Below are 18597 nucleotides of genomic sequence, written 5' to 3' on the forward strand. Positions count from 1 at the left end.
TTTGCCCTGAGGGACTGGTTTCGCCTGACCTGGCGCCTTCGCGAGCAGGCTCGCTCCCACAGATATCTGCGTTGAGCCTCGATCTGTGACGCGCCCCATCACCCCTGTGGGAGCGAGCCTGCTCGCGAAGGCGTCGGGACAGTCGATAAGGGACGGTCAGATGACTTGCCAACCACCGCCCAACGCCTTGTACAAGGCAATGCTGGCCTGCAAGCGCGACAGGCGCAGTTGCACGTTCATGTCCTGCGCCGCATACAGCGTGCGCTGGGTTTGCAGCACGGTGAGCAAGTCTTCGGCACCGGCCTGATAGCGACTTTGGGCGATGTCGAATGCGGTTTGCGCCTGGCTCAGCTCTTCGCTTTGCCATTGCCGTTGTTCGTCGAGGCCGCGAATGCTGCTGAGGGCTTTTTCGACGTCGGCGAAGCCATTGATGATTGCCCCGCGATACGTCTCCAGCAGTTCATCCTGACGGGCCTTGGCCTTGTCGCGTTCAGCGCTCAGACGACCATTGTTGAAGATCGGCGCGGTCAACCCGGATGACAGGTTATAGAACGTCGTGCGCAGCAGATCCGCCGCCAGATCGGCGCCGGTGCCGAGGCTGGCGGTGAGGGTGACTTTGGGTAGCATGGCCGCCCGGGCCACGGTGACATCGGCTTGCGCGGCCGCGAGTCTGGCTTCGGCGCTGGCGATGTCCGGGCGCCGGCTCAGCAGATCGCTGGGCACGCCACTGGCGATGTTCGGCCACTGCAATTGTTCGAATGACTGTTGAGGTGAGGACAGCGTCTGCACCGGTTGGCCGAGCAGGGCGGCAAGGCTGATCAGTGCTTCGCGTGTCTGTTGCTGCACCAGCGGCAACTTGCGCTGTTGTTCGGCCACCAGACTTTTCTGCTGCGCCAGTTCCAGTGCGGTGGCGCTGCCGGCGTCGAAGCGGGTTTGCACCAGGTGCAATACGTTTTGCGCGTTGGCCAGATTGAGTTCGGCGATGCGCGCCTGCTCACGCAACGCCAGGGCCTGGGTGTAGCTGGTGGCAACGCCGCTTTGCAGGGTCAGTTCGACGGTGGCGCGATCGAACTCGCTGGCTTGCACGCCGAACACCGCGCTGTCGCGGGCGGCGCGTTTGCCACCCCAGAAATCAATTTCGTAACTGGCGCTCAGCTCCGCGTCGTAGTAATCCAGCGAACGCTTGTCGGGGTTCACGTCCAGTTGGCTGTAGCCCTTGCCGTGCAACAGTTTCTGCCGATTGGCATTCAGTCCGGCCTTGATTTCCGGCAGTAGCGGGGCGCCGGCAATCGTCGCGCTGGCCTGCGCCTGCCTGACCCGGGCCACCGCGGCGCCGAGGTCATGGCTGCCGAGGCGTGCCTGTTCGACCAGTCGATCGAGTTCGGGGCTGCCGAACTGCGTCCACCATTGGCGGTTGCTCTGCACCGCACCGGGATGATCCGGCGACTGCCAGGCGGGCGGTGGCTGCACGCCGCTGTCGGGGCGTGGCGCAGGGCTGCTGCAGGCCGCCAGCATCAGGCTGGCGGCGAGGAGGGTCAGTGGCGCTTTCATAGATCGATCATTCACTGGTAAGGGCCGTGACCGGATCGAGCCGGGCGGCCTTGCGGGCAGGCATGAAGCCGAAGATGACACCGGTGACCAGTGCGCAGGCAAAGGCGCCCAGCACAGCCAGCCATTGAAACGCGATCGCCACGCCACTGAACATCAGGACGCCGCCGACCAGCATTGCCAAGCTGATGCCGGCGATGCCACCGACCACCGAAAGCATCACCGCTTCGGTGAGAAACTGGCGCAGGATGTCGCGCTGACGGGCGCCGGTGGCCATACGAATGCCGATTTCCCGGGTGCGTTCGCGCACGGTCATGAGCATGATGTTCATCACGCCGATACCGCCCACCAGCAGCGAAATGGCAGCAATGGCGCCGAGCATCAGCGACAGCGTGCCTTGGGTGCGCGCCTCGGCCTGGATCATCGCGGCGTTGTTGGTGAGTTCGAAGTCCTTCTTGCCGTTGTGCCGGCGCAGCATCGCTTGTTCGATGGCCTGTTCGGCGTCCTTGACCTTGCGCGCATCCCTGGCGGCGATCACCACGTATTCCGGATTGCGGCTGCCGAACAGACGCATGCTGGCCGCGGAGTAGGGCACCGCGATGCGATTGTCGCTGTCCGAGTCGCCCGAGCTTGAGCCTTTTTCGGCGAGAACGCCGAGGATCTGGAACGGCACGTTTTCGATCAGGATGTACTGGCCGATCGGATCGGCGACATCCTTGAGCAACTTGTCGCGCACTTTGGTACCGATTACCGCCACAGCGGCGGCACTGTCTTCGTCGGCCTGGGTGAAGTAACTGCCCTGGACCACCGGCCAGTTGAAGATGATCGGGAAGTTGGTGTCGTTGCCACCGACATAACTGCTGTGATCGGCGTTGCCGAAGCGCACGCCGGCGGTCGAGCCGTTGACCGGCATGATGCGTTCGACCTGGGGCAGGGCGGCCAGCTCGGCGACGTCATCGAGCGTGATGATCCCCGGTGGCGTGCGCGGGTTGGGCGCGGCGCCGCTCAGATAAATGATGTTGGAACCGAAGGCGCCCATCTGCGCCATCACCTGGCGTTTGCTGCCCTCGCCAACCGCCAGCATCACCACCACCGAAGCCACGCCGATGACGATGCCGAGCAGCGTCAGCGCGGTGCGAAACCGATTGATCCACATGACTCGCCAGGCGGCTTGCACCGCATCCACCAGTTCGCCTTTCCAGGCGCCGGTCTGGGTACTGCCGGCGCTCAGGCGCTGGCGCAGATCGACCGCTTGCAGGGCGCCGGGGTTGGCGGTACGGGGTGCGGCTGACGGATGCTCGGCGGTGTCGCTGATGATCAGGCCGTCGCGGATTTCGATGATGCGTTTGGCCCGTTGCGCCACTTCGCGGTCGTGGGTGATGAGAATCACCACATGGCCCTGACTGGCGAGTTCGTCGAGCAAGGTCATGACCTCGGCGCCGCTGTGGCTGTCGAGGGCGCCGGTGGGTTCGTCGGCGAGAATGATGTGGCCGCCGTTCATCAGCGCCCGGGCAATCGACACGCGCTGCTGCTGACCGCCGGAGAGTTGATGCGGGCGGTTGCCGGTGCGACTGGCCAGGCCGAGTCGCTCCAGCAATGCGCTGGCCCGCGCGTGGCGCTCCGCTGCCGGAGTGCCGGCGTAGATGGCCGGCATCTCGACGTTTTCCTGGGCGGAGCCGGACGGAATCAGGTGATAGCCCTGGAACACGAAACCGAACGCCTCGCGGCGCAGCCACGCCAGTTCGTCGGTGTCCAGTTGCGCGACATCTTCACCGGCAAAACGATATTCGCCGCTGGTAGGGCGATCGAGGCAGCCAAGGATGTTCATCAGCGTCGATTTGCCGGAACCGGACGCGCCGACGATGGCCACGAACTCGCCGGCATGAATCGACAGATCGATGCCGCGCAACACCTCCACCAGCGGACTGTCATTGCCGCCGTAGGATTTGCGGATCTGCCGCAGGTCAATCAGGGGCGTTTGCATTCAGCCTCCGCTGCCGGTGGCCGGAGCGCTGAGGACGTGATCGCCCTCGACCAGACCTTCGAGCACTTGCGTGCGCAGGCGATCGCTGATGCCGGTTCGCACGTCGCGGGACTGGATTTCGCCGTTGGCGGCAACGACCTGCGCCCGTTGCCACTGCGCCCGCGTGCCTGGCTGCAGGGCGGCGCTTGGTACGGTCAGGGTGTCCCTGGCCTGTTGCGCGACAAAGAACACCTGCGCAGTCATGTCGGTCATCAGGCTGTTGTCAGCGTTGTCGACATCGAGCAGCACGGTGTACAGCACCACCCGTTCGCTGCCGCTGCGACCACTGGTGGGGCTGCCGCCCTGATTCTGTTCGAGAGGGCGCGGCGGCACCGGCAGAATCTGCCGCACAGTGCTGTTCCAGCGCCGGCTGCCACCACTGAGGGTGGTGAAGTAGGCGGTCATGCCGGGTTTGACGTGACCAATGTCCGCTTCGGAAACCTCGGCCCAGACCGTCATTGGCGATAGCCGCGCGATGCGCAGGATCAACGGTGTCTGTTGCTGCGCATTGAGTGTCTGGCCTTCCCGCGCGCCGACGGCCACCACCGTGCCGCTCATCGGTGCATAAATGCGTGTGTAGCCGAGCTCGGCCTCGTCGCTGCGCAGGCTCGCCTGGGCCTGGCGGATCTGCGCCTGGAACATGTCGATGCGCGCCTGGGTCGCGCGAACTTCGGCGCGTGCGGTCTGCACATCTTCTTCACGGGTCGCGCCACCGGCGGCGAGCTTCTGCTGGCGCTGGTATTTCTGCTGTGCGAGATCGTGCTGGGCGCGCTGCTCCTGCAGTTGCGCCTTGAGGTTTTCGATCGAGAAACGCCCGGCATCGAGTTTGGCTTTTTGCGTGGAGGGGTCGATCTCCACCAGCAACTGGCCTTCCTTGACCGTATCGCCAGCCTCGACATGGATCTTCTGGATCTGCCCGGAAGCCTGCGCGCCGACATCCACATAACGACGCGGCTGCAAAGTGCCCAATGCGGTCACGCTGTTTTCGATATTGCTGCGGGTCACCTGAACGGTGGCGAGGGCGTCCCGCCCGGGCGGCAAAACCTGCCACGCGGCAACGGCGATCACGGGAATCAGACAAAGGGCGGCAAACAGGGCGCGTCGGGCGGAGCGGGGACGTTTCATGCAGGGTTCCGGCCAGTAGGTTCGGCCCGTCGTTCAACCGCGGCGGCGCAGTGCGCGGGGGTTGAACGCTGTCGCAAGGCGCGACAGATACGGGGAGCTGTCCTGTAAACGATGAGTGCGCAAGGGAATTTAAGTGCGCACACATCAAGTAACAGGTAGCCGCAGAGGACTATTTGGCCCGGATGTGGAAACAGCTCTTTAAATCTATATGAGAATTACTATAAATTACGCAACTCAAGTTGCCACCATCTTGCTACTGCGGATCGCGGGCGGCGGAATCCGTGTGCTCAAGGACAGGAACTGCATCGATGCGGTCGGGAGTCATGTTGGAAAACTACTATCGGGAGCTGGTGTGTTTCCTGAACGCCAGGCTGGGCAACCGTCAGGTTGCCGAAGATGTGGTGCATGACGCTTATTTGCGGGTGCTGGAACGTTCCAGCGACACGCCCATCGAGCAACCCCGGGCGTTTCTCTATCGCACCGCCCTGAACCTGGTCATCGATGATCATCGGCGCAATGCCCTGCGTCAGGTCGAGTCGCTTGATGTGCTCGACAGCGAAGAGCGCTATTTCACCCCGTCACCCCATGGCACCCTCGATCACGGCCAGCGTCTGGAAATGCTCCAGCGTGCGCTGGCGGAGTTGCCGCCGTTGTGCCGCGACAGCTTTTTGCTGCGCAAGATCGAAGGCCTGTCCCACCCCGAAATTGCCGCGACCCTCGGGATCTCCAAGGCGTTGGTGGAAAAACATATCGTCAATGCCATGAAGCATTGCCGGTTGCGAATCAAACAATGGGATGCCCATTGATCCTCGCTGGTTAAATTTCCTTTCATCGTCCTCGTTCCTACTCAACAGACGACCTGCTGACCTGTTTCAGGCCGGTCAGGCCACCCAGGCTTTATCCCCGTGTTGAGGGGTTCATCCAGAGGACACTGGAAATGACACAGGCAATTGCATCGCCCATCGTTCACGACCTGATCGGCGTCGGTTTCGGCCCTTCCAACCTGGCCCTGGCCATCGCTCTGCAAGAGCGCGGCCCGACCCACGGCGAGCTGGATGTGCTGTTCCTCGACAAGCAGGCCGACTACAGCTGGCACGGCAACACCCTGTCGACCCAGAGCGAGTTGCAGATTTCCTTCCTCAAGGATCTGGTGACCCTGCGCAACCCGACCAGTCCGTACTCGTTCGTCAACTACCTCAAGCACCACGGGCGTCTGGTGGACTTCATCAATCTCGGTACCTTCTACCCGTGCCGCATGGAGTACAACGACTACCTGCGCTGGGTCGCCGGGCAGTTCACCGAGCAGAGCCGCTACGGAGAAGAAGTGCTGACCATCGAACCGGTGCTGCACAACCATCAGGTTGAAGCGCTGCGCGTGATCTCCCGCGACAGCGAAGGCCAGCAGTTCGTGCGCACCGCGCGTTCGGTGGTGGTCAGCGCCGGCGGCACGCCGCGTATTCCGCAAGCGTTCAAGGCGCTCAAGGGCGACAGCCGCGTGTTCCACCACTCGCAGTACCTGTCGCAGATGGCCAGACAGCCGTGTGTGAACAATCAACCGATGAGCATCGCGATCATCGGTGGCGGGCAGAGCGCGGCGGAGGCCTTCATCGATCTGAACGATTCGTTCCCGTCGGTGCAGGTCGACATGATCCTGCGCGGTTCGGCCCTCAAGCCTGCGGACGACAGCCCGTTCGTCAACGAAGTGTTTTCGCCGGAGTTCACCGATCTGGTGTTCCAGCAAAACAGTGCCGAGCGCGAGCGCTTGGTCAACGAGTACCACAACACCAACTACTCAGTGGTGGACATCGACCTGATCGAACGCATCTACGGCATTTTCTATCGGCAGAAAGTCTCGGGCATCGCCCGTCATGCATTCCGCACCCTGACCACCGTTGAAAGCGCTACGGCCACCGAGCGCGGCATTGAACTGGCGGTGCGCAACAACGCCACCGGCGAAGTCACCGTGCGTGTCTATGACGCCGTGGTCCTGGCCACCGGTTACGAGCGGCAGATGCACCGCAAACTGCTGGCTCCGCTGGAGGAGTACCTCGGTGATTTCGAGGTCGATCGCAACTACAGACTGATCACCGACGAGCGCTGCAAGGCCGGCCTGTACATGCAGGGCTTCTGCCAGGCCAGCCATGGTCTGAGCGACACCTTATTGTCGGTGCTGCCGGTGCGCGCCGACGAGATTGCCGGCTCGCTGTACGAGCATGGCAAGCACCGTGGGCATCGTTCGATGGCGGATTTGTTGCTGGCGACGGCCAGCTGATTCTGTATTGCCTGATACACCGCTTTCGCGAGCAAGCCCGCTCCCACAGGGGATCTTCATTGAACACAGATTTTGTGGTCAGCAGAGATCCAATGTGGGAGCGGGCTTGCTCGCGAAGGGGCCTCCAAGACCACCGCAAAAACCCATTCCTGAACCCTTCCTGAATATCCCCCGATATTCCTCGACACACCTTCTTACACGGGTTTACTCATCCATCATCGAGGCGTAAGCTTCGCGCGTTTTCATCAATAGCGGAGACCCACAGTGGGTACTTGTTCGAGTGACAGTTGTCGGCCGGTCTCGGTAACCGGCAGATTCTCGGCAAGATAACGCGCAGCCTTTCTCTGCCGTTGTCTCGCCGTAAAAGCGAGCAGCGGCATCCCGATCATGGTCAGTTGAGACCATGTCCCGACGTCCTTCTCATCGACACTGAACGTGTGTGGTTCCGACCGTGTGGTCGTGATCGCAAACCTATCGACACGCCTGTCTTTTCTGACCGGCGCGCCAAGCCTTGCCGTGCCGGATTTTCCGGCGCACGAGGCATGGTCGTACCTGCTCGACGGTTTCCCGGCTGACCATAGGGGCAACAGCCATGAAACTTACGCTCAAGGAATTTTTCGCAGGCTTCCTGCGCACACGCCACATCGCCCGGCACTTCCGCCGTCTGGCGTTGCTGGAATCGATCAACGACACCACGGTCAGCCGTGAAGTGCCGCCCACCCTGGCCAACACCCTGGTCGATGCGGCCCATCGCGACAGCAGCGAACTGCTGTCTTCGCTGGGCACCCACACCGACGGTTTGACCGATTTTGAAGTCGACGCACTGCGCGCGCAGTACGGCCTCAACGAAGTCGAACACGAGCAGCCACTGCCATGGTGGACCCACCTGTGGCACTGCTATAAAAACCCGTTCAACCTGCTGCTGACCCTGTTGGCGGTGATCTCGTGGCTGACCGAAGACCTCAAAGCCGCCACGGTGATTTTCTCCATGGTGGTGCTGTCGACGCTGCTGCGCTTCTGGCAGGAAAGCAAATCCAACCGGGCCGCCGATGCGCTCAAGGCGATGGTCAGCAACACCGCCACAGTGATGCGCCGCGATGAGCCACGGATCGAACTGCCGATCAAGCAACTGGTGCCGGGCGACCTGATCGTACTGTCTGCCGGCGACATGATTCCTGCCGACTGCCGGGTGCTCAGCGCCAAGGACCTGTTCGTCAGCCAGGCGGCGATGACCGGTGAATCGATGCCGGTGGAAAAATTTGCCCGCCAGGCCGACCGCGACACGCGCAATCCGCTGGAGCTGGAGAACATCCTGTTCATGGGCACCAACGTGGTGTCCGGCACGGCGATGGCGGTGATTCTCACCACCGGCAACAGCACCTATTTTGGTGCGCTGGCGCAACGGGTCGGCGCGACTGACCGTGCGGTGACCTCGTTCCAGCTCGGTGTGAACAAAGTCAGCTGGCTGCTGATCCGCTTCATGTTCGTCATGGCGCCGCTGGTCCTGTTCATCAACGGTTTCACCAAGGGCGACTGGACTGAAGCACTGTTGTTCGCGCTGTCGATCGCTGTCGGCCTGACTCCGGAAATGCTGCCGATGATCGTCACCTCGACCCTGGCCAAAGGTGCGGTGTTCCTGTCGCGCAAGAAGGTCATCGTCAAGCGACTCGACGCGATCCAGAACTTTGGTGCCATGGACGTGCTGTGCACCGACAAGACCGGCACCCTGACCCAGGACAAGATCTTCCTCGCGCGCAATGTCGACGTCTGGGGTGAAGACTCGGATGACGTGCTGGAAATGGCTTATCTGAACAGCTACTACCAGACCGGGCTGAAAAACCTGCTCGACGTGGCGGTGCTCGAACACGTGGAAATCAACCGTGAGCTGAAGGTCGGCACGGCGTTTCGCAAGGTCGATGAGATCCCGTTCGACTTCAATCGCCGGCGCATGTCGGTGGTGGTCGAAGGCCGTGGTGAACCGCATCTGCTGATCTGCAAAGGCGCGGTAGAGGAAGTGCTGGCGGTGTGCACCCGTGTGCAGCACGGCGAAGTCGAAGAAGCCTTGAGCGATGAATTGCTGACCCGGATTCGTCAGGTCACCGCAGCATTCAACGCTGAAGGCTTGCGCGTGGTGGCCGTGGCTGCTCGCTCGATGCCGGAAGGTCGCGACACTTACAGCCTGGCGGATGAGCAGGAATTGACGCTGATCGGTTATGTGGCGTTCCTCGATCCACCGAAGGAAAGCACCGCGCCGGCGCTCAAGGCTTTGGCCGAACACGGTGTCGCCGTCAAAGTGCTGACCGGTGACAACGAACTGGTGACTGCGAAGATTTGCCGCGAAGTCGGTCTGGCCCAACAGGGCCTGCTGATGGGCAATGACATCGAGCGCATGAGTGATGCCCAACTGGCAATCGCCGTGGAGAAGACCAATGTCTTCGCCAAGCTGACCCCGTCGCACAAGGAGCGCATCGTGCGCATTCTCAAGGGCAACGGGCATGTGGTCGGCTTCATGGGCGACGGCATCAACGATGCGCCGGCGCTGCGCACGGCCGACATCGGTATTTCGGTGGACAGCGCGGTGGACATCGCCAAGGAAGCCGCCGACATCATCCTCCTGGAAAAGAGCCTGATGGTGCTGGAGGAGGGCGTGCTCGAAGGGCGCCGCACCTTCGCCAACATGCTCAAGTACATCAAGATGACCGCCAGCTCCAACTTCGGCAACGTGTTCTCGGTACTGGTCGCCAGTGCGTTCATTCCGTTCCTGCCGATGCTGCCGATGCACCTGCTGGTACAGAACCTGCTCTACGACATTTCGCAGATCGCCATTCCGTTCGACAACGTCGATGACGAGATGCTGAAAAAGCCGCAACGCTGGCAGCCGGCTGATGTTGGACGCTTCATGCTGTTCTTCGGTCCGATCAGTTCGATCTTTGACATCCTGACGTTCGCCTTGATGTGGTATGTGTTCGATGCCAACACCCCGGATCACCAGACCCTGTTCCAGTCCGGCTGGTTCGTGGTGGGCTTGCTGACCCAGACGCTGATCGTGCACATGATCCGCACGCCGAAGATTCCATTCCTGCAAAGCCGTGCAGCCATGCCGCTGCTGGTGATGACCGGGATCATCATGGCGGTCGGGATCTTCCTGCCGATGGGGCCGCTGGCCGACTACTTCAAACTGCAGGCGCTGCCGTCGATGTACTTCGTGTTCCTGCCGATGATCCTGTTGGCGTACATGGCGCTGACCCAGGCGGTGAAAGGCTTCTACATCCGCCGGTTCGGCTGGCAATAAACGTTCGGACAACACTGTTCCCCTGTGGGAGCGGGCTTGCTCGCGAAGGCGGTTGTTCAGTCACAGTTGTAGTGGCTGACACACCGCCTTCGCGAGCAAGCCCGCTCCCACAGGGGGCAGTGGTTTATTCAAGGAGCTTCATCATGCAAGCCATCAACAACCTCAACCTCACCTCGCTGCTCGACACTCTCGTCAGCCTCAGCGCAGCGTTCATCCTCGGTGGCCTGATCGGTTTCGAGCGCCAGTACCGGCAGCGCACCGCCGGTCTGCGCACCAACGTATTGGTGGCGGTCGGCGCGGCGATTTTCGTCGACATGGCCAACCGCCTCGGCGGTGCTGATGGCGCGGTGCGCGTGGTTGCCTACGTGGTCTCCGGCATCGGCTTTCTCGGCGCCGGGGTGATCATGCGCGAGGAGGGCAACGTCCGTGGCCTCAACACCGCCGCGACCCTGTGGACCTCCGCCGCCGTCGGTGCCTGCGCCGGTGCCGATCTGTTGGCCGAAGCGGTGCTCGGCACGCTGTTCATCCTCGCCGCCAACACCTTGCTGCGGCCGATCGTCAACAATATCAACCGCCAGCCACTGGATGTGGTCTCGGCCGAAGTCACCAACATCGTTTACGTGATCGCCCGGCGCTCGCAACAGAAAGCCGTGTTCGCCCTGCTAGAAGCCGAGCTGGAGCGCAGCAACTACCCGGCCAGCGATGTCGATGTACACGCCTTCGGCGCCGACGAAATCGAGATCGAAGCGACGCTGGCGACCACCTCGGTGGACGGTGACGAACTCGATGCCCTGGTGGCGCGGATTTCGACCTCGGCGCTGGTGGTGCAGGCGTTCTGGAGTCCGAGTACCACGGAATAAGGCAACAACCTCGAGCCGCCATTCGGCGTGGCTCTCGGCGATCGCTATCGCCGCCTCTGGCAAGAAAATCGCCGCTTTGGCCAGTGTCCAGGCGGCGTCCTGTCGGTTTTCGAGAGGTTTCCTCCTGCTTTTAGGACTTTTCCTACATAGGTTCTGACGACTTCTGGTTAGCGTGTTCAGCACATTTTCTTACGCCGTTAAACCTTATGTCCTACAAGTGCAGGCGAATCGTGATTGTCGAAGAGCAGCAGGCTCTGCAATCCAGAATCGCCAGAGTCTTCAACGAGCTGGGCTACCGCCACCTCACGCCAGTGCGTTCGTTTCGTGAACTGTTGGCGTTGACGCATTACTCCCATGAGCCGTTCGAGCAATTCGACCTGATGATCATCAATGGCGAACTGATTACCGCTGCGGGTGTTGATCCGGTGCGGTTCTTTCAGGGCAATCCACAGATTCGCCACGGTGTGATCCACGATGTCCGGCGTGGTCAGCCGCAGGCCGAGGCGATTTATGCCACCCGGCGTCGGCAGCTGTTCATGGTCCATACGCCGGACCGGCAGACCCTTGGCACCGTATTGGAGCATCTCGATGGTTAAGCGATCGCAGACGCCCCCTCGCGAGCTCGACACACATCCGCATTTCACCCACAGCGAGCCAACTCTCATGCCCGACCTGCCGCTCCGTATCCTGGTGCTTGAAGACCACGCTTTCCAGCGCTCCGTAGCGGTGAACATGCTGCAAGGGCTGGGTTGTCGGGAGGTGCTGGAGGCCAGCGATGGCACGCAGGCGCTGGCGTTGCTCGATGAAGTCGGCTCGGTGGACATCGCCCTGTGCGACTTGCAGATGGAGGGCATGGACGGCCTGGAGTTTCTGCAGCGGGTCGGCGCGTCGGGGCAGGTCAGGTCGGTGATCATCAGCAGTTCGCTGTCGGCGGATCTGCGGCGGGCAGTGCATCAGATGGTTGCGTTGCTTGGGCTGGACCTGCTCGGTGATGTCGGCAAACCGCTGCACGCCCAAGTGTTGGCCGAGTTGCTGGAGAAATTCGTCAATCGGCAGATCAGCCCGTCGCAGCCGATTCGCACCACAACGCTGGCCAGTGAAGCGGCGGTACGCCATGCGCTGGCCGAGGGCCAATTGCATGCCTGGTATCAACCCAAGTTCAACCTGCAGAGCGGCGAAGTCTGTGGCGTTGAGGTGCTGTGCCGCTGGCTGCATCCGACACGCGGGCTGATTTCGCCGGCGCTGTTTGTGCCGGTACTTGAACGTTGCGGACTGCTCGACGAGATGCTGTTCGCGCAGATCGATCAGGCCTTGCGGGTACAGCACAGTGCCCGGGCTCAGGGCTTTGTCTTGAACATGGCGTTCAACCTGCAAACCGTGCAATTGGCCAATGCGCAACTGACGTCCACTTTGAAAAGCCTTTTGGCTGAACATAAAACCTGCGGTTCGAGCCTGACGTTCGAGCTGACCGAAAGCGGTCTGCTCGAAGCGCCGGCCACCAGCCTCGAGAGTCTGGTGCGGTTGCGCATTATGGGTTGTCGCTTGTCGATCGATGACTTCGGCGCGGGGTTCTCCTCATTGCAGCGCCTGTGTCAGTTGCCATTCAACGAGATCAAGCTCGACGCCGATTTCATTCGCAACCTTGCGCACGAACCCCGCTGCCGCGCCGCCATCAGCAGCACCCTGGCACTGGGCGAAGCCTTGGGCATGAGCGTAGTCATCGAGGGCATCGAAACCGATGTGCAACGTCGCGAATTGCTGGCACTGGGCTGCACGCAAGGGCAGGGCTACTGGTACGCACGACCGATGGCCGGGGCCGATTTGCTCAACTGGCTGCAACGGCGCAACCACGGAAAAAACGCGGATGAATGAGCGGATTTTTAGGAAAGATCCTACAGAGTTGTTCCTGCGGCTTGCGTAGCCTTGGCGCATCCACCCGTGACCTCCAGGAGATCGAGCATGATCAATAAAACCCTGCGCATCCTGATTGCCGATCCGCAGCATTTTCACCGGATGAAAATCGAGCGCCTGTTCAATGGCCTTGAATACTTCCGCATCGCTCCGGTACAGAGTCTGCTTGAGCTGCTGACCCTGGTGGAGTACGGCTGTGAACCCTTCGATGCAGTGGTCATCAACGCCGAGCTGGCGGCCGGATCGCTGGACCTGCCGGGGTTTTTCCTCAATAACCCGCATGTGCGCCACGCGCTGATCTATAACGAGCCCTCGGCACCCGCGCTGACACCCGCCGGCTTTGCTCAGGAAAACCTGCAGATCAGCCATGTCGCCTTGCCCAATGCGGCCGCGGTCAAGCACCTGATGGCGCGCGTCGATGTTGCCCCGGTGTGTGCGGCTGACACCTGGAACCCGCTATCAGCCCTGCAGCGTCGGGCTTGAGCACGGATTCCCCTTTGGCGCAACTGTCAGATCTGACAGGTAGATACGGTTTGATTCCCGTGTAACAGTCTTTGCGCAGCCATTGCGGCAGGAACAGCCGATGCCAGTGGCGCCATCGTCATGTTTTTGCACTGGGAGCGGTCATGAAGTCAGCGCTGATCGTCGATGATCATCCGGTGGTACGGGCGGCCGTGAAACTCGTCCTCGAAGCCGAACGGTTCAAGGTTATTCACGAAGCATCGAGCGCCGCTGAAGTCATGGCGCTCCTGCGCAAGCACCAACCCAAACTGGTGATACTCGATCTCAAATTGCCGGGGCTCGGCGGGCTGGAGGTGTTGGAGCGGCTGAAGTCCGCCAACCCCGAGTGCAAGGTGTTGATCTTCACCTCCCAGGACCCGCTGCACTATCAAAACCGATGCCTGCGGGGCGGGGCCATGGGCTACGTGACCAAAACCAACCAGTTGCTGCAATTGCACAAGGCAATCCAGGCACTGATGTCGGGCTACTCATACTTTGCAGCGTTGCCCGATACCACCCATGCATCGTCCCCGCTGGACCGCAGTGAAAAACAGCTGATCGATCAGCTCTCCAACCGCGAACTGAGCATTCTCGAGCAATTGGCACTGGGCAAATCGAACAAGGCAATCGCCGAAGACATGCACCTGAGCCATAAGACCGTCAGTACCTACAAGACCCGCCTGATGAAAAAACTCGCGATCAATACCACGGTGCACTTGCGCGAACTCGCCAAGCGCAATCATTTGATCTGAGTGGCAAAGTGAGTCGGCAACGCTGGTGGTGGGTTCTGTGGTTGAGTATCACGGCCACCTGCTGCGCCAGCGAGCCGCCACAACCCCTGGAATTGTTGAGCCAGGCAGCACTGGAAAATATTCAGGTTCCGCTCGACGAGCAGGACCGCCAATGGCTGCGCCAGCACCCGGTGTTGCGCATGGGCATTTCCGGAGCCGATTACCCACCGTTCGAAATCACCCGCAATCGGCAGGAGCTGGAAGGCCTTACCGCCGATTACGCCGAGCTTCTGGCGCAACTGCTCAATGTGCGGATCGACGTTCGACGCTTTACCCATCGCGACGAGGTGATGGCCGCACTCAAACGCGGTGAACTGGACCTGCTGGGGACCTCGAACAATTTCGAGCTGGCCGACCCGGATTTCATGCTGTCGCGCCCCTACGCCGAAGATCAGCCGATGCTGGTGACCCGGCTTGACGAAACTCTGCCGGCGGATCTGGCGGGCCGACGCATCGCCATGGTCGAGGACTATCTGCCGCTGGCCAGCGTGCAGGCGTTCTATCCCGGGGCGGACTTGCAGCGTTACCCCTCGGCGATGGATGCGCTGGGTGCGGTGGCATTCGGTGTCGATGACGGCTATCTCGGCGATCTGATCAGCGCCAATTACCTGATCAACACCAATTACCGTAATGACTTGCAACTGGCCGGTCCGTCGGGCCTGGATGCCAGCCCCTTCGGTTTCGCCATGCTGCGCAGCGAAGTTCGCCTCAAACGCATCATCGACAAGGCGCTGGCGGTGATTCCTCTGGAGCGTCGTCAGCTTATCGAGCAGCGCTGGAGCGCGGGGCGTGCGCAAATGGCCGCGCAGTCGCGGGTGCGCCTCAGTGCCGGCGAGCAGGAGTGGCTGGAGCAACATCCGCTGGTGCGGGTCGGTGTGATCGAGGATTTCGCACCGCTGACTTTTTTTGATGCCAGCGGGCGATTTAACGGTCTGTCAGCGCAATTGCTTACCCTGATCAGTCAGCGCACCGGGCTGCATTTCGAGGTGGTCCGGGGGCGTTCGCTGGATCGCCAGATCGAACAGCTCAAGGCCGGTGAGCTCGACGTGTTGCCGGTGGTGACCCCGAGCAGCGAGCGGGAAGCCGAGCTGCAATTCACCCGTGCGTACCTGAACAATCCGTTTGTACTGGTCAGTGCAATAACGGCGGGCAGTCCGCGTAGCCTTGCCGATCTGCCGGGCAAGCGTCTGGCGATTTATCGCGGTCATCCGTTACGCGGTTACATCCTGCAGCGGGTGCCGGGGGTACGTCTGGTGGAGGTCAGCAGCCCGGCCGAGGGCATGGAGCTGATCGCCAAGGGGCAGGCCGACGCGACCGTCAGCTCGTTGCTGGTCGCGCGTTTTCTGATCGCCCGCCATTACCGTGAGCGCCTGCGCATCACCAATACCATCGGCGATCAACCGGCGCGCATCGCCTTGGCCACCGCACCGCAGGATACGGCGCTGCACACGATTCTGAACAAGGCGCTGCTGAGCATCGCGCCGCAACAGATGGACGAACTGGTCGAGCGCTGGAGCCATGATGTGTTGGTCGAGGAGAGCTATTGGCAGCGCTATCGCCGGGAGATTCTCCTGGCTTTTGCCGCTGCCGCGAGCCTGCTGTTGTTGGCCTTGGCCTGGATCGGTTTGCAGCGCTGGCAGTTGCGCCAGCGTCAGCAATGGCTGCGGCAGTTGCAGCAGGCCAAGGAAGCCGCCGACGACGCCAACCGGGCCAAGACCACGTTTCTGGCGACCATGAGCCATGAAATCCGCACCCCGATGAATGCCTTGATCGGCATGCTTGAACTGGCCCTCAAACGGGCCGAGGAGGGTGTCACCGACAAGCTGGCGATCGAAGTCGCATCCGGCGCTGGCCAGCAACTGCTCGCGCTGATCGGCGACATTCTCGACATCGCACGCATCGAGTCCGGGCATCTGTCCCTCGCACCGGAACGGGCCAATCTGCGCGAACTGGTGATCTCAGTGTGCCGGGTGTTCGAGGCACTGGCGCGGCAGAAGCGCCTGTTGTGGCATGTCGAACTGGATGCACAGAGTGGCGTTGACGTCATGGTCGACCCGACACGCTTCAAGCAAGTGCTGTCGAACCTGTTGAGCAACGCGATCAAATTCACCGAGCACGGCCAGGTGAGCGTGCAACTGGTGGTGAGCAGGACCGCTCCCGATCAATTGGCCGTGAAAGTCGTGATTGAAGACAGTGGCATCGGCATCAGCGCCGATGACCTGCAACGCCTGTTCAGCCCGTTTGTCCAGGCCGGCAACCATGGTCAGTCGGCGCGCAGCGGCTCGGGGCTGGGACTGGTGATCAGCCGCAACCTCTGCGAAATGATGGGTGGAACGCTGCACCTCGACAGCGAGCCGGGGCTTGGAACGCGGGTCGACATCAATCTGCAGTTGCCGTTGTTGGCCGCGCTCGCCCCCGAAGCGGCAAGCCCTGAAGTGGCGGACACGCCGGCGCGTTCATTGAGTGTTCTGGTGGTGGACGATCATCCGGTCAACCGCTTGCTGTTGTGCTGGCAACTGAGCGAACTCGGCCATCGTACGGTCGACATCGAAGACGGTGAACAGGGGCTGCAACGCTGGCGAGCACAAGCATTCGATGTGCTGATCACCGACTGCAACATGCCGCAGCGCAACGGTTACGAACTCGCGCGGACGATCCGTGACGAAGAAGCAGCGAGCGGCCGGGCGCGTTGCCTGATCCTCGGTTTTACCGCCAACGCGCAAGTCGAGGAGAGGGTTCGTTGCCTTGAGGCCGGCATGGACGATTGTCTGTTCAAGCCGATTCGCTTGCACGATCTGCAGCAGGCGTTGAAGGCGGCCAGTCACGGCGAAAGTGATCACTTGCCGACCCCGGCTCTGACGTTGACCGAGATCGACCTGAGCGCGCTGGAGCAGATGGCTGGAGACGATCACTCGGTGATGCAACGCCTGCGCGAACAAGTATTGCGCAGTCTGCAGGACGATCTGCAACGGCTGGATGCGGCGCGCCAGCCCCAGGATCTGGACGGGTTGCGGACGCTGGCGCATCACATCAAGGGCGGTGCGCAAATGGTCGGTGCCGCGCGGGTGGCGGCGGCGTGCGCGGATCTCGAACAGGCGTGTCGAGACGCCGAAACACTGGCTGTCCACCGGTCGGCGGATGCGCTGCGCACGGCCATGCTCGGCCTTGCGCAGCATCTTCAGGGCTGAGCGATCAATCCCACTGCGGGGCAATGCCTTTCGGGCTGGTCAGGCGATGGCCGCGCTCCAGACCGGCGATCAGCGTCATGTCTGCTTCGCTCAACGTCAGCGCGGTGGCGCCGAGGTTGCTTTGCAGGTTGGCGCGCTTGGTCGACGATGGAATCACCGCGTAACCCGACTGCATCGCCCAGGCCAGAGTGACTTGCGCCGGGGTCGCTTGCAGGCGTTCAGCAATCTGCTGGATCACCGGGTCCTTTAGCACTTCGCCATAGGCGAGGGTCATGTAGGAGGTGATCTGGATGCCTTGGCTGCGGGCGAACTCGACCACTTTGCGATTTTGCAGGTACGGGTGCAGCTCGATCTGGTTGGTGGCGATGTTTTCCGCGCCGACCGCTGCGATGGCTTGTTGCATCAAGTCGATGGTGAAGTTGGACACCCCGATCTGCCGGGTCAGGCCCAGACGCTTGGCTTCGAGCAGCGCGCCCATGAATTCGGCGACCGGCACCTGATCTTCCGGCGACGGCCAGTGGATCAGCGTCAGGTCGAGGTAGTCGGTCTGCAACTTCTGCAGGCTTTCCTTGAGGCTGTCGATCAGACGGTCCTTGGCGAAGTTGGCGATCCAGATCTTGCTGGTGATGAACAGCTCTTCGCGAGCAATGCCGCTGGCGGCGATGGCCTGGCCGACCTCGGCTTCGTTCTCGTAGATCTGCGCGGTGTCGATGGCACGGTAACCAAGTTCAAGGCCGGTGCGCACCGAATCGATGACCACCTGACCTTGCAGGCGAAACGTACCCAGACCAAAAGCGGGAACAGACATTTATGACTCCAGGGTTGCAGTGGGAATGGGCAGGAGTATCCGCGTCTGCGTCCTTGAGAAAAACCGCTGGTGGGGCAAAGCACTGTTGAGCAGAAGTCATGAATCTTTTCCGATAGTTGTGTTGTCTGGACTGGCCCCTTCGCGAGCAAGCCCGCTCCCACAAGGGACGAGATCCAAAGGTGGGACTGTTCTAAATATGGAACACTAAAGCCGGTTTTTGCCGGCTAGTCCTCCAGCCGTCATGGATTTAAGCTCAATCCATTGCGTCACCCACCTTT

Annotated in this window: 13 protein-coding genes; 9 read left to right on the forward strand and 4 right to left on the reverse strand. The window is 61.5% G+C overall.

Annotated elements, in window-relative coordinates:
- Positions 1 to 156: 156 nt before the first annotated feature.
- From V9L13_RS02080 to V9L13_RS02090, 3 genes are read right to left on the reverse strand one after another with little or no spacing between them, the layout of a single operon-like run.
- On the reverse strand, positions 157 to 1551 hold the full coding sequence (locus V9L13_RS02080) for an efflux transporter outer membrane subunit (protein ID WP_338801311.1): 1395 nt from the start codon (positions 1549 to 1551) through the stop codon (positions 157 to 159).
- A 7-nt stretch (positions 1552 to 1558) separates the two neighbouring features.
- Positions 1559 to 3532 carry a MacB family efflux pump subunit gene (locus V9L13_RS02085; RefSeq protein WP_338801312.1) on the reverse strand — a complete coding sequence of 658 codons (1974 nt, stop codon included), beginning with the start codon at positions 3530 to 3532 and terminating at the stop codon, positions 1559 to 1561.
- The gene (locus tag V9L13_RS02090) at positions 3533 to 4696 is read right to left on the reverse strand and encodes an efflux RND transporter periplasmic adaptor subunit (RefSeq protein WP_003223449.1); all 1164 of its coding nucleotides are present in this window, start codon (positions 4694 to 4696) and stop codon (positions 3533 to 3535) included. It lies immediately after the preceding gene.
- 323 nt (positions 4697 to 5019) lie between these two features.
- On the opposite strand from V9L13_RS02090, the gene V9L13_RS02095 reads away from it, so the two are divergent.
- The 9 genes from V9L13_RS02095 to V9L13_RS02135 all read left to right on the forward strand — a co-directional run bounded on the left by V9L13_RS02095 (position 5020) and on the right by V9L13_RS02135 (position 17511).
- Positions 5020 to 5502: a sigma-70 family RNA polymerase sigma factor gene (locus V9L13_RS02095; protein WP_045122362.1), complete on the forward strand. Its 483-nt coding sequence runs from the start codon at positions 5020 to 5022 to the stop codon at positions 5500 to 5502.
- Positions 5503 to 5633: 131 nt separating this feature from the next.
- Positions 5634 to 6968, forward strand: coding sequence for a SidA/IucD/PvdA family monooxygenase (locus V9L13_RS02100; protein ID WP_003223453.1), 1335 nt, complete (start codon positions 5634 to 5636; stop codon positions 6966 to 6968).
- Positions 6969 to 7560: 592 nt separating this feature from the next.
- Positions 7561 to 10260: a magnesium-translocating P-type ATPase gene (mgtA, locus tag V9L13_RS02105; RefSeq protein WP_103484486.1), complete on the forward strand. Its 2700-nt coding sequence runs from the start codon at positions 7561 to 7563 to the stop codon at positions 10258 to 10260.
- Positions 10261 to 10403: 143 nt separating this feature from the next.
- Positions 10404 to 11120, forward strand: a complete 717-nt coding sequence (locus V9L13_RS02110) for an MgtC/SapB family protein (protein WP_103484485.1) — start codon at positions 10404 to 10406, stop codon at positions 11118 to 11120.
- A gap of 230 nt (positions 11121 to 11350) precedes the next feature.
- Complete coding sequence (locus tag V9L13_RS02115) at positions 11351 to 11716, forward strand: hypothetical protein (protein ID WP_338801315.1); 366 nt, start codon at positions 11351 to 11353, stop codon at positions 11714 to 11716.
- 67 nt (positions 11717 to 11783) lie between these two features.
- Positions 11784 to 12992, forward strand: coding sequence for an EAL domain-containing response regulator (locus V9L13_RS02120; RefSeq protein ID WP_338801316.1), 1209 nt, complete (start codon positions 11784 to 11786; stop codon positions 12990 to 12992).
- Positions 12993 to 13079: 87 nt separating this feature from the next.
- On the forward strand, positions 13080 to 13514 hold the full coding sequence (locus V9L13_RS02125; RefSeq protein ID WP_338801317.1) for a chemotaxis protein CheY: 435 nt from the start codon (positions 13080 to 13082) through the stop codon (positions 13512 to 13514).
- A 143-nt stretch (positions 13515 to 13657) separates the two neighbouring features.
- Complete coding sequence (locus tag V9L13_RS02130) at positions 13658 to 14284, forward strand: response regulator transcription factor (protein ID WP_338801318.1); 627 nt, start codon at positions 13658 to 13660, stop codon at positions 14282 to 14284.
- 8 nt (positions 14285 to 14292) lie between these two features.
- Positions 14293 to 17511, forward strand: a complete 3219-nt coding sequence (locus tag V9L13_RS02135; protein WP_338801319.1) for a transporter substrate-binding domain-containing protein — start codon at positions 14293 to 14295, stop codon at positions 17509 to 17511.
- 4 nt (positions 17512 to 17515) lie between these two features.
- Here the strand turns inward: V9L13_RS02135 and dkgB are convergent, their stop codons facing one another.
- Positions 17516 to 18319, reverse strand: coding sequence for a 2,5-didehydrogluconate reductase DkgB (gene dkgB, locus V9L13_RS02140; protein ID WP_338801320.1), 804 nt, complete (start codon positions 18317 to 18319; stop codon positions 17516 to 17518).
- Positions 18320 to 18597 lie beyond the last annotated feature (278 nt).

Source organism: Pseudomonas sp. RSB 5.4, from assembly GCF_037126175.1.
GTDB classification, from domain to species: domain Bacteria; phylum Pseudomonadota; class Gammaproteobacteria; order Pseudomonadales; family Pseudomonadaceae; genus Aquipseudomonas; species Aquipseudomonas fluorescens_H.

Excerpts from the sequence above, each read along its gene's own strand:
- V9L13_RS02130 (WP_338801318.1), top strand. The coding sequence starts at position 13,658 with ATGAAGTCAGCGCTGATCGTCGATGATCATCCGGTGGTACGGGCGGCC.
- V9L13_RS02100 (WP_003223453.1), top strand. The coding sequence starts at position 5,634 with ATGACACAGGCAATTGCATCGCCCATCGTTCACGACCTGATCGGCGTC.
- V9L13_RS02120 (WP_338801316.1), top strand. The coding sequence starts at position 11,784 with ATGCCCGACCTGCCGCTCCGTATCCTGGTGCTTGAAGACCACGCTTTC.
- V9L13_RS02085 (WP_338801312.1), bottom strand. The coding sequence starts at position 3,532 with ATGCAAACGCCCCTGATTGACCTGCGGCAGATCCGCAAATCCTACGGC.
- V9L13_RS02090 (WP_003223449.1), bottom strand. The coding sequence starts at position 4,696 with ATGAAACGTCCCCGCTCCGCCCGACGCGCCCTGTTTGCCGCCCTTTGT.
- V9L13_RS02125 (WP_338801317.1), top strand. The coding sequence starts at position 13,080 with ATGATCAATAAAACCCTGCGCATCCTGATTGCCGATCCGCAGCATTTT.
- dkgB (WP_338801320.1), bottom strand. The coding sequence starts at position 18,319 with ATGTCTGTTCCCGCTTTTGGTCTGGGTACGTTTCGCCTGCAAGGTCAG.
- mgtA (WP_103484486.1), top strand. The coding sequence starts at position 7,561 with ATGAAACTTACGCTCAAGGAATTTTTCGCAGGCTTCCTGCGCACACGC.
- V9L13_RS02095 (WP_045122362.1), top strand. The coding sequence starts at position 5,020 with ATGTTGGAAAACTACTATCGGGAGCTGGTGTGTTTCCTGAACGCCAGG.
- V9L13_RS02110 (WP_103484485.1), top strand. The coding sequence starts at position 10,404 with ATGCAAGCCATCAACAACCTCAACCTCACCTCGCTGCTCGACACTCTC.
- V9L13_RS02080 (WP_338801311.1), bottom strand. The coding sequence starts at position 1,551 with ATGAAAGCGCCACTGACCCTCCTCGCCGCCAGCCTGATGCTGGCGGCC.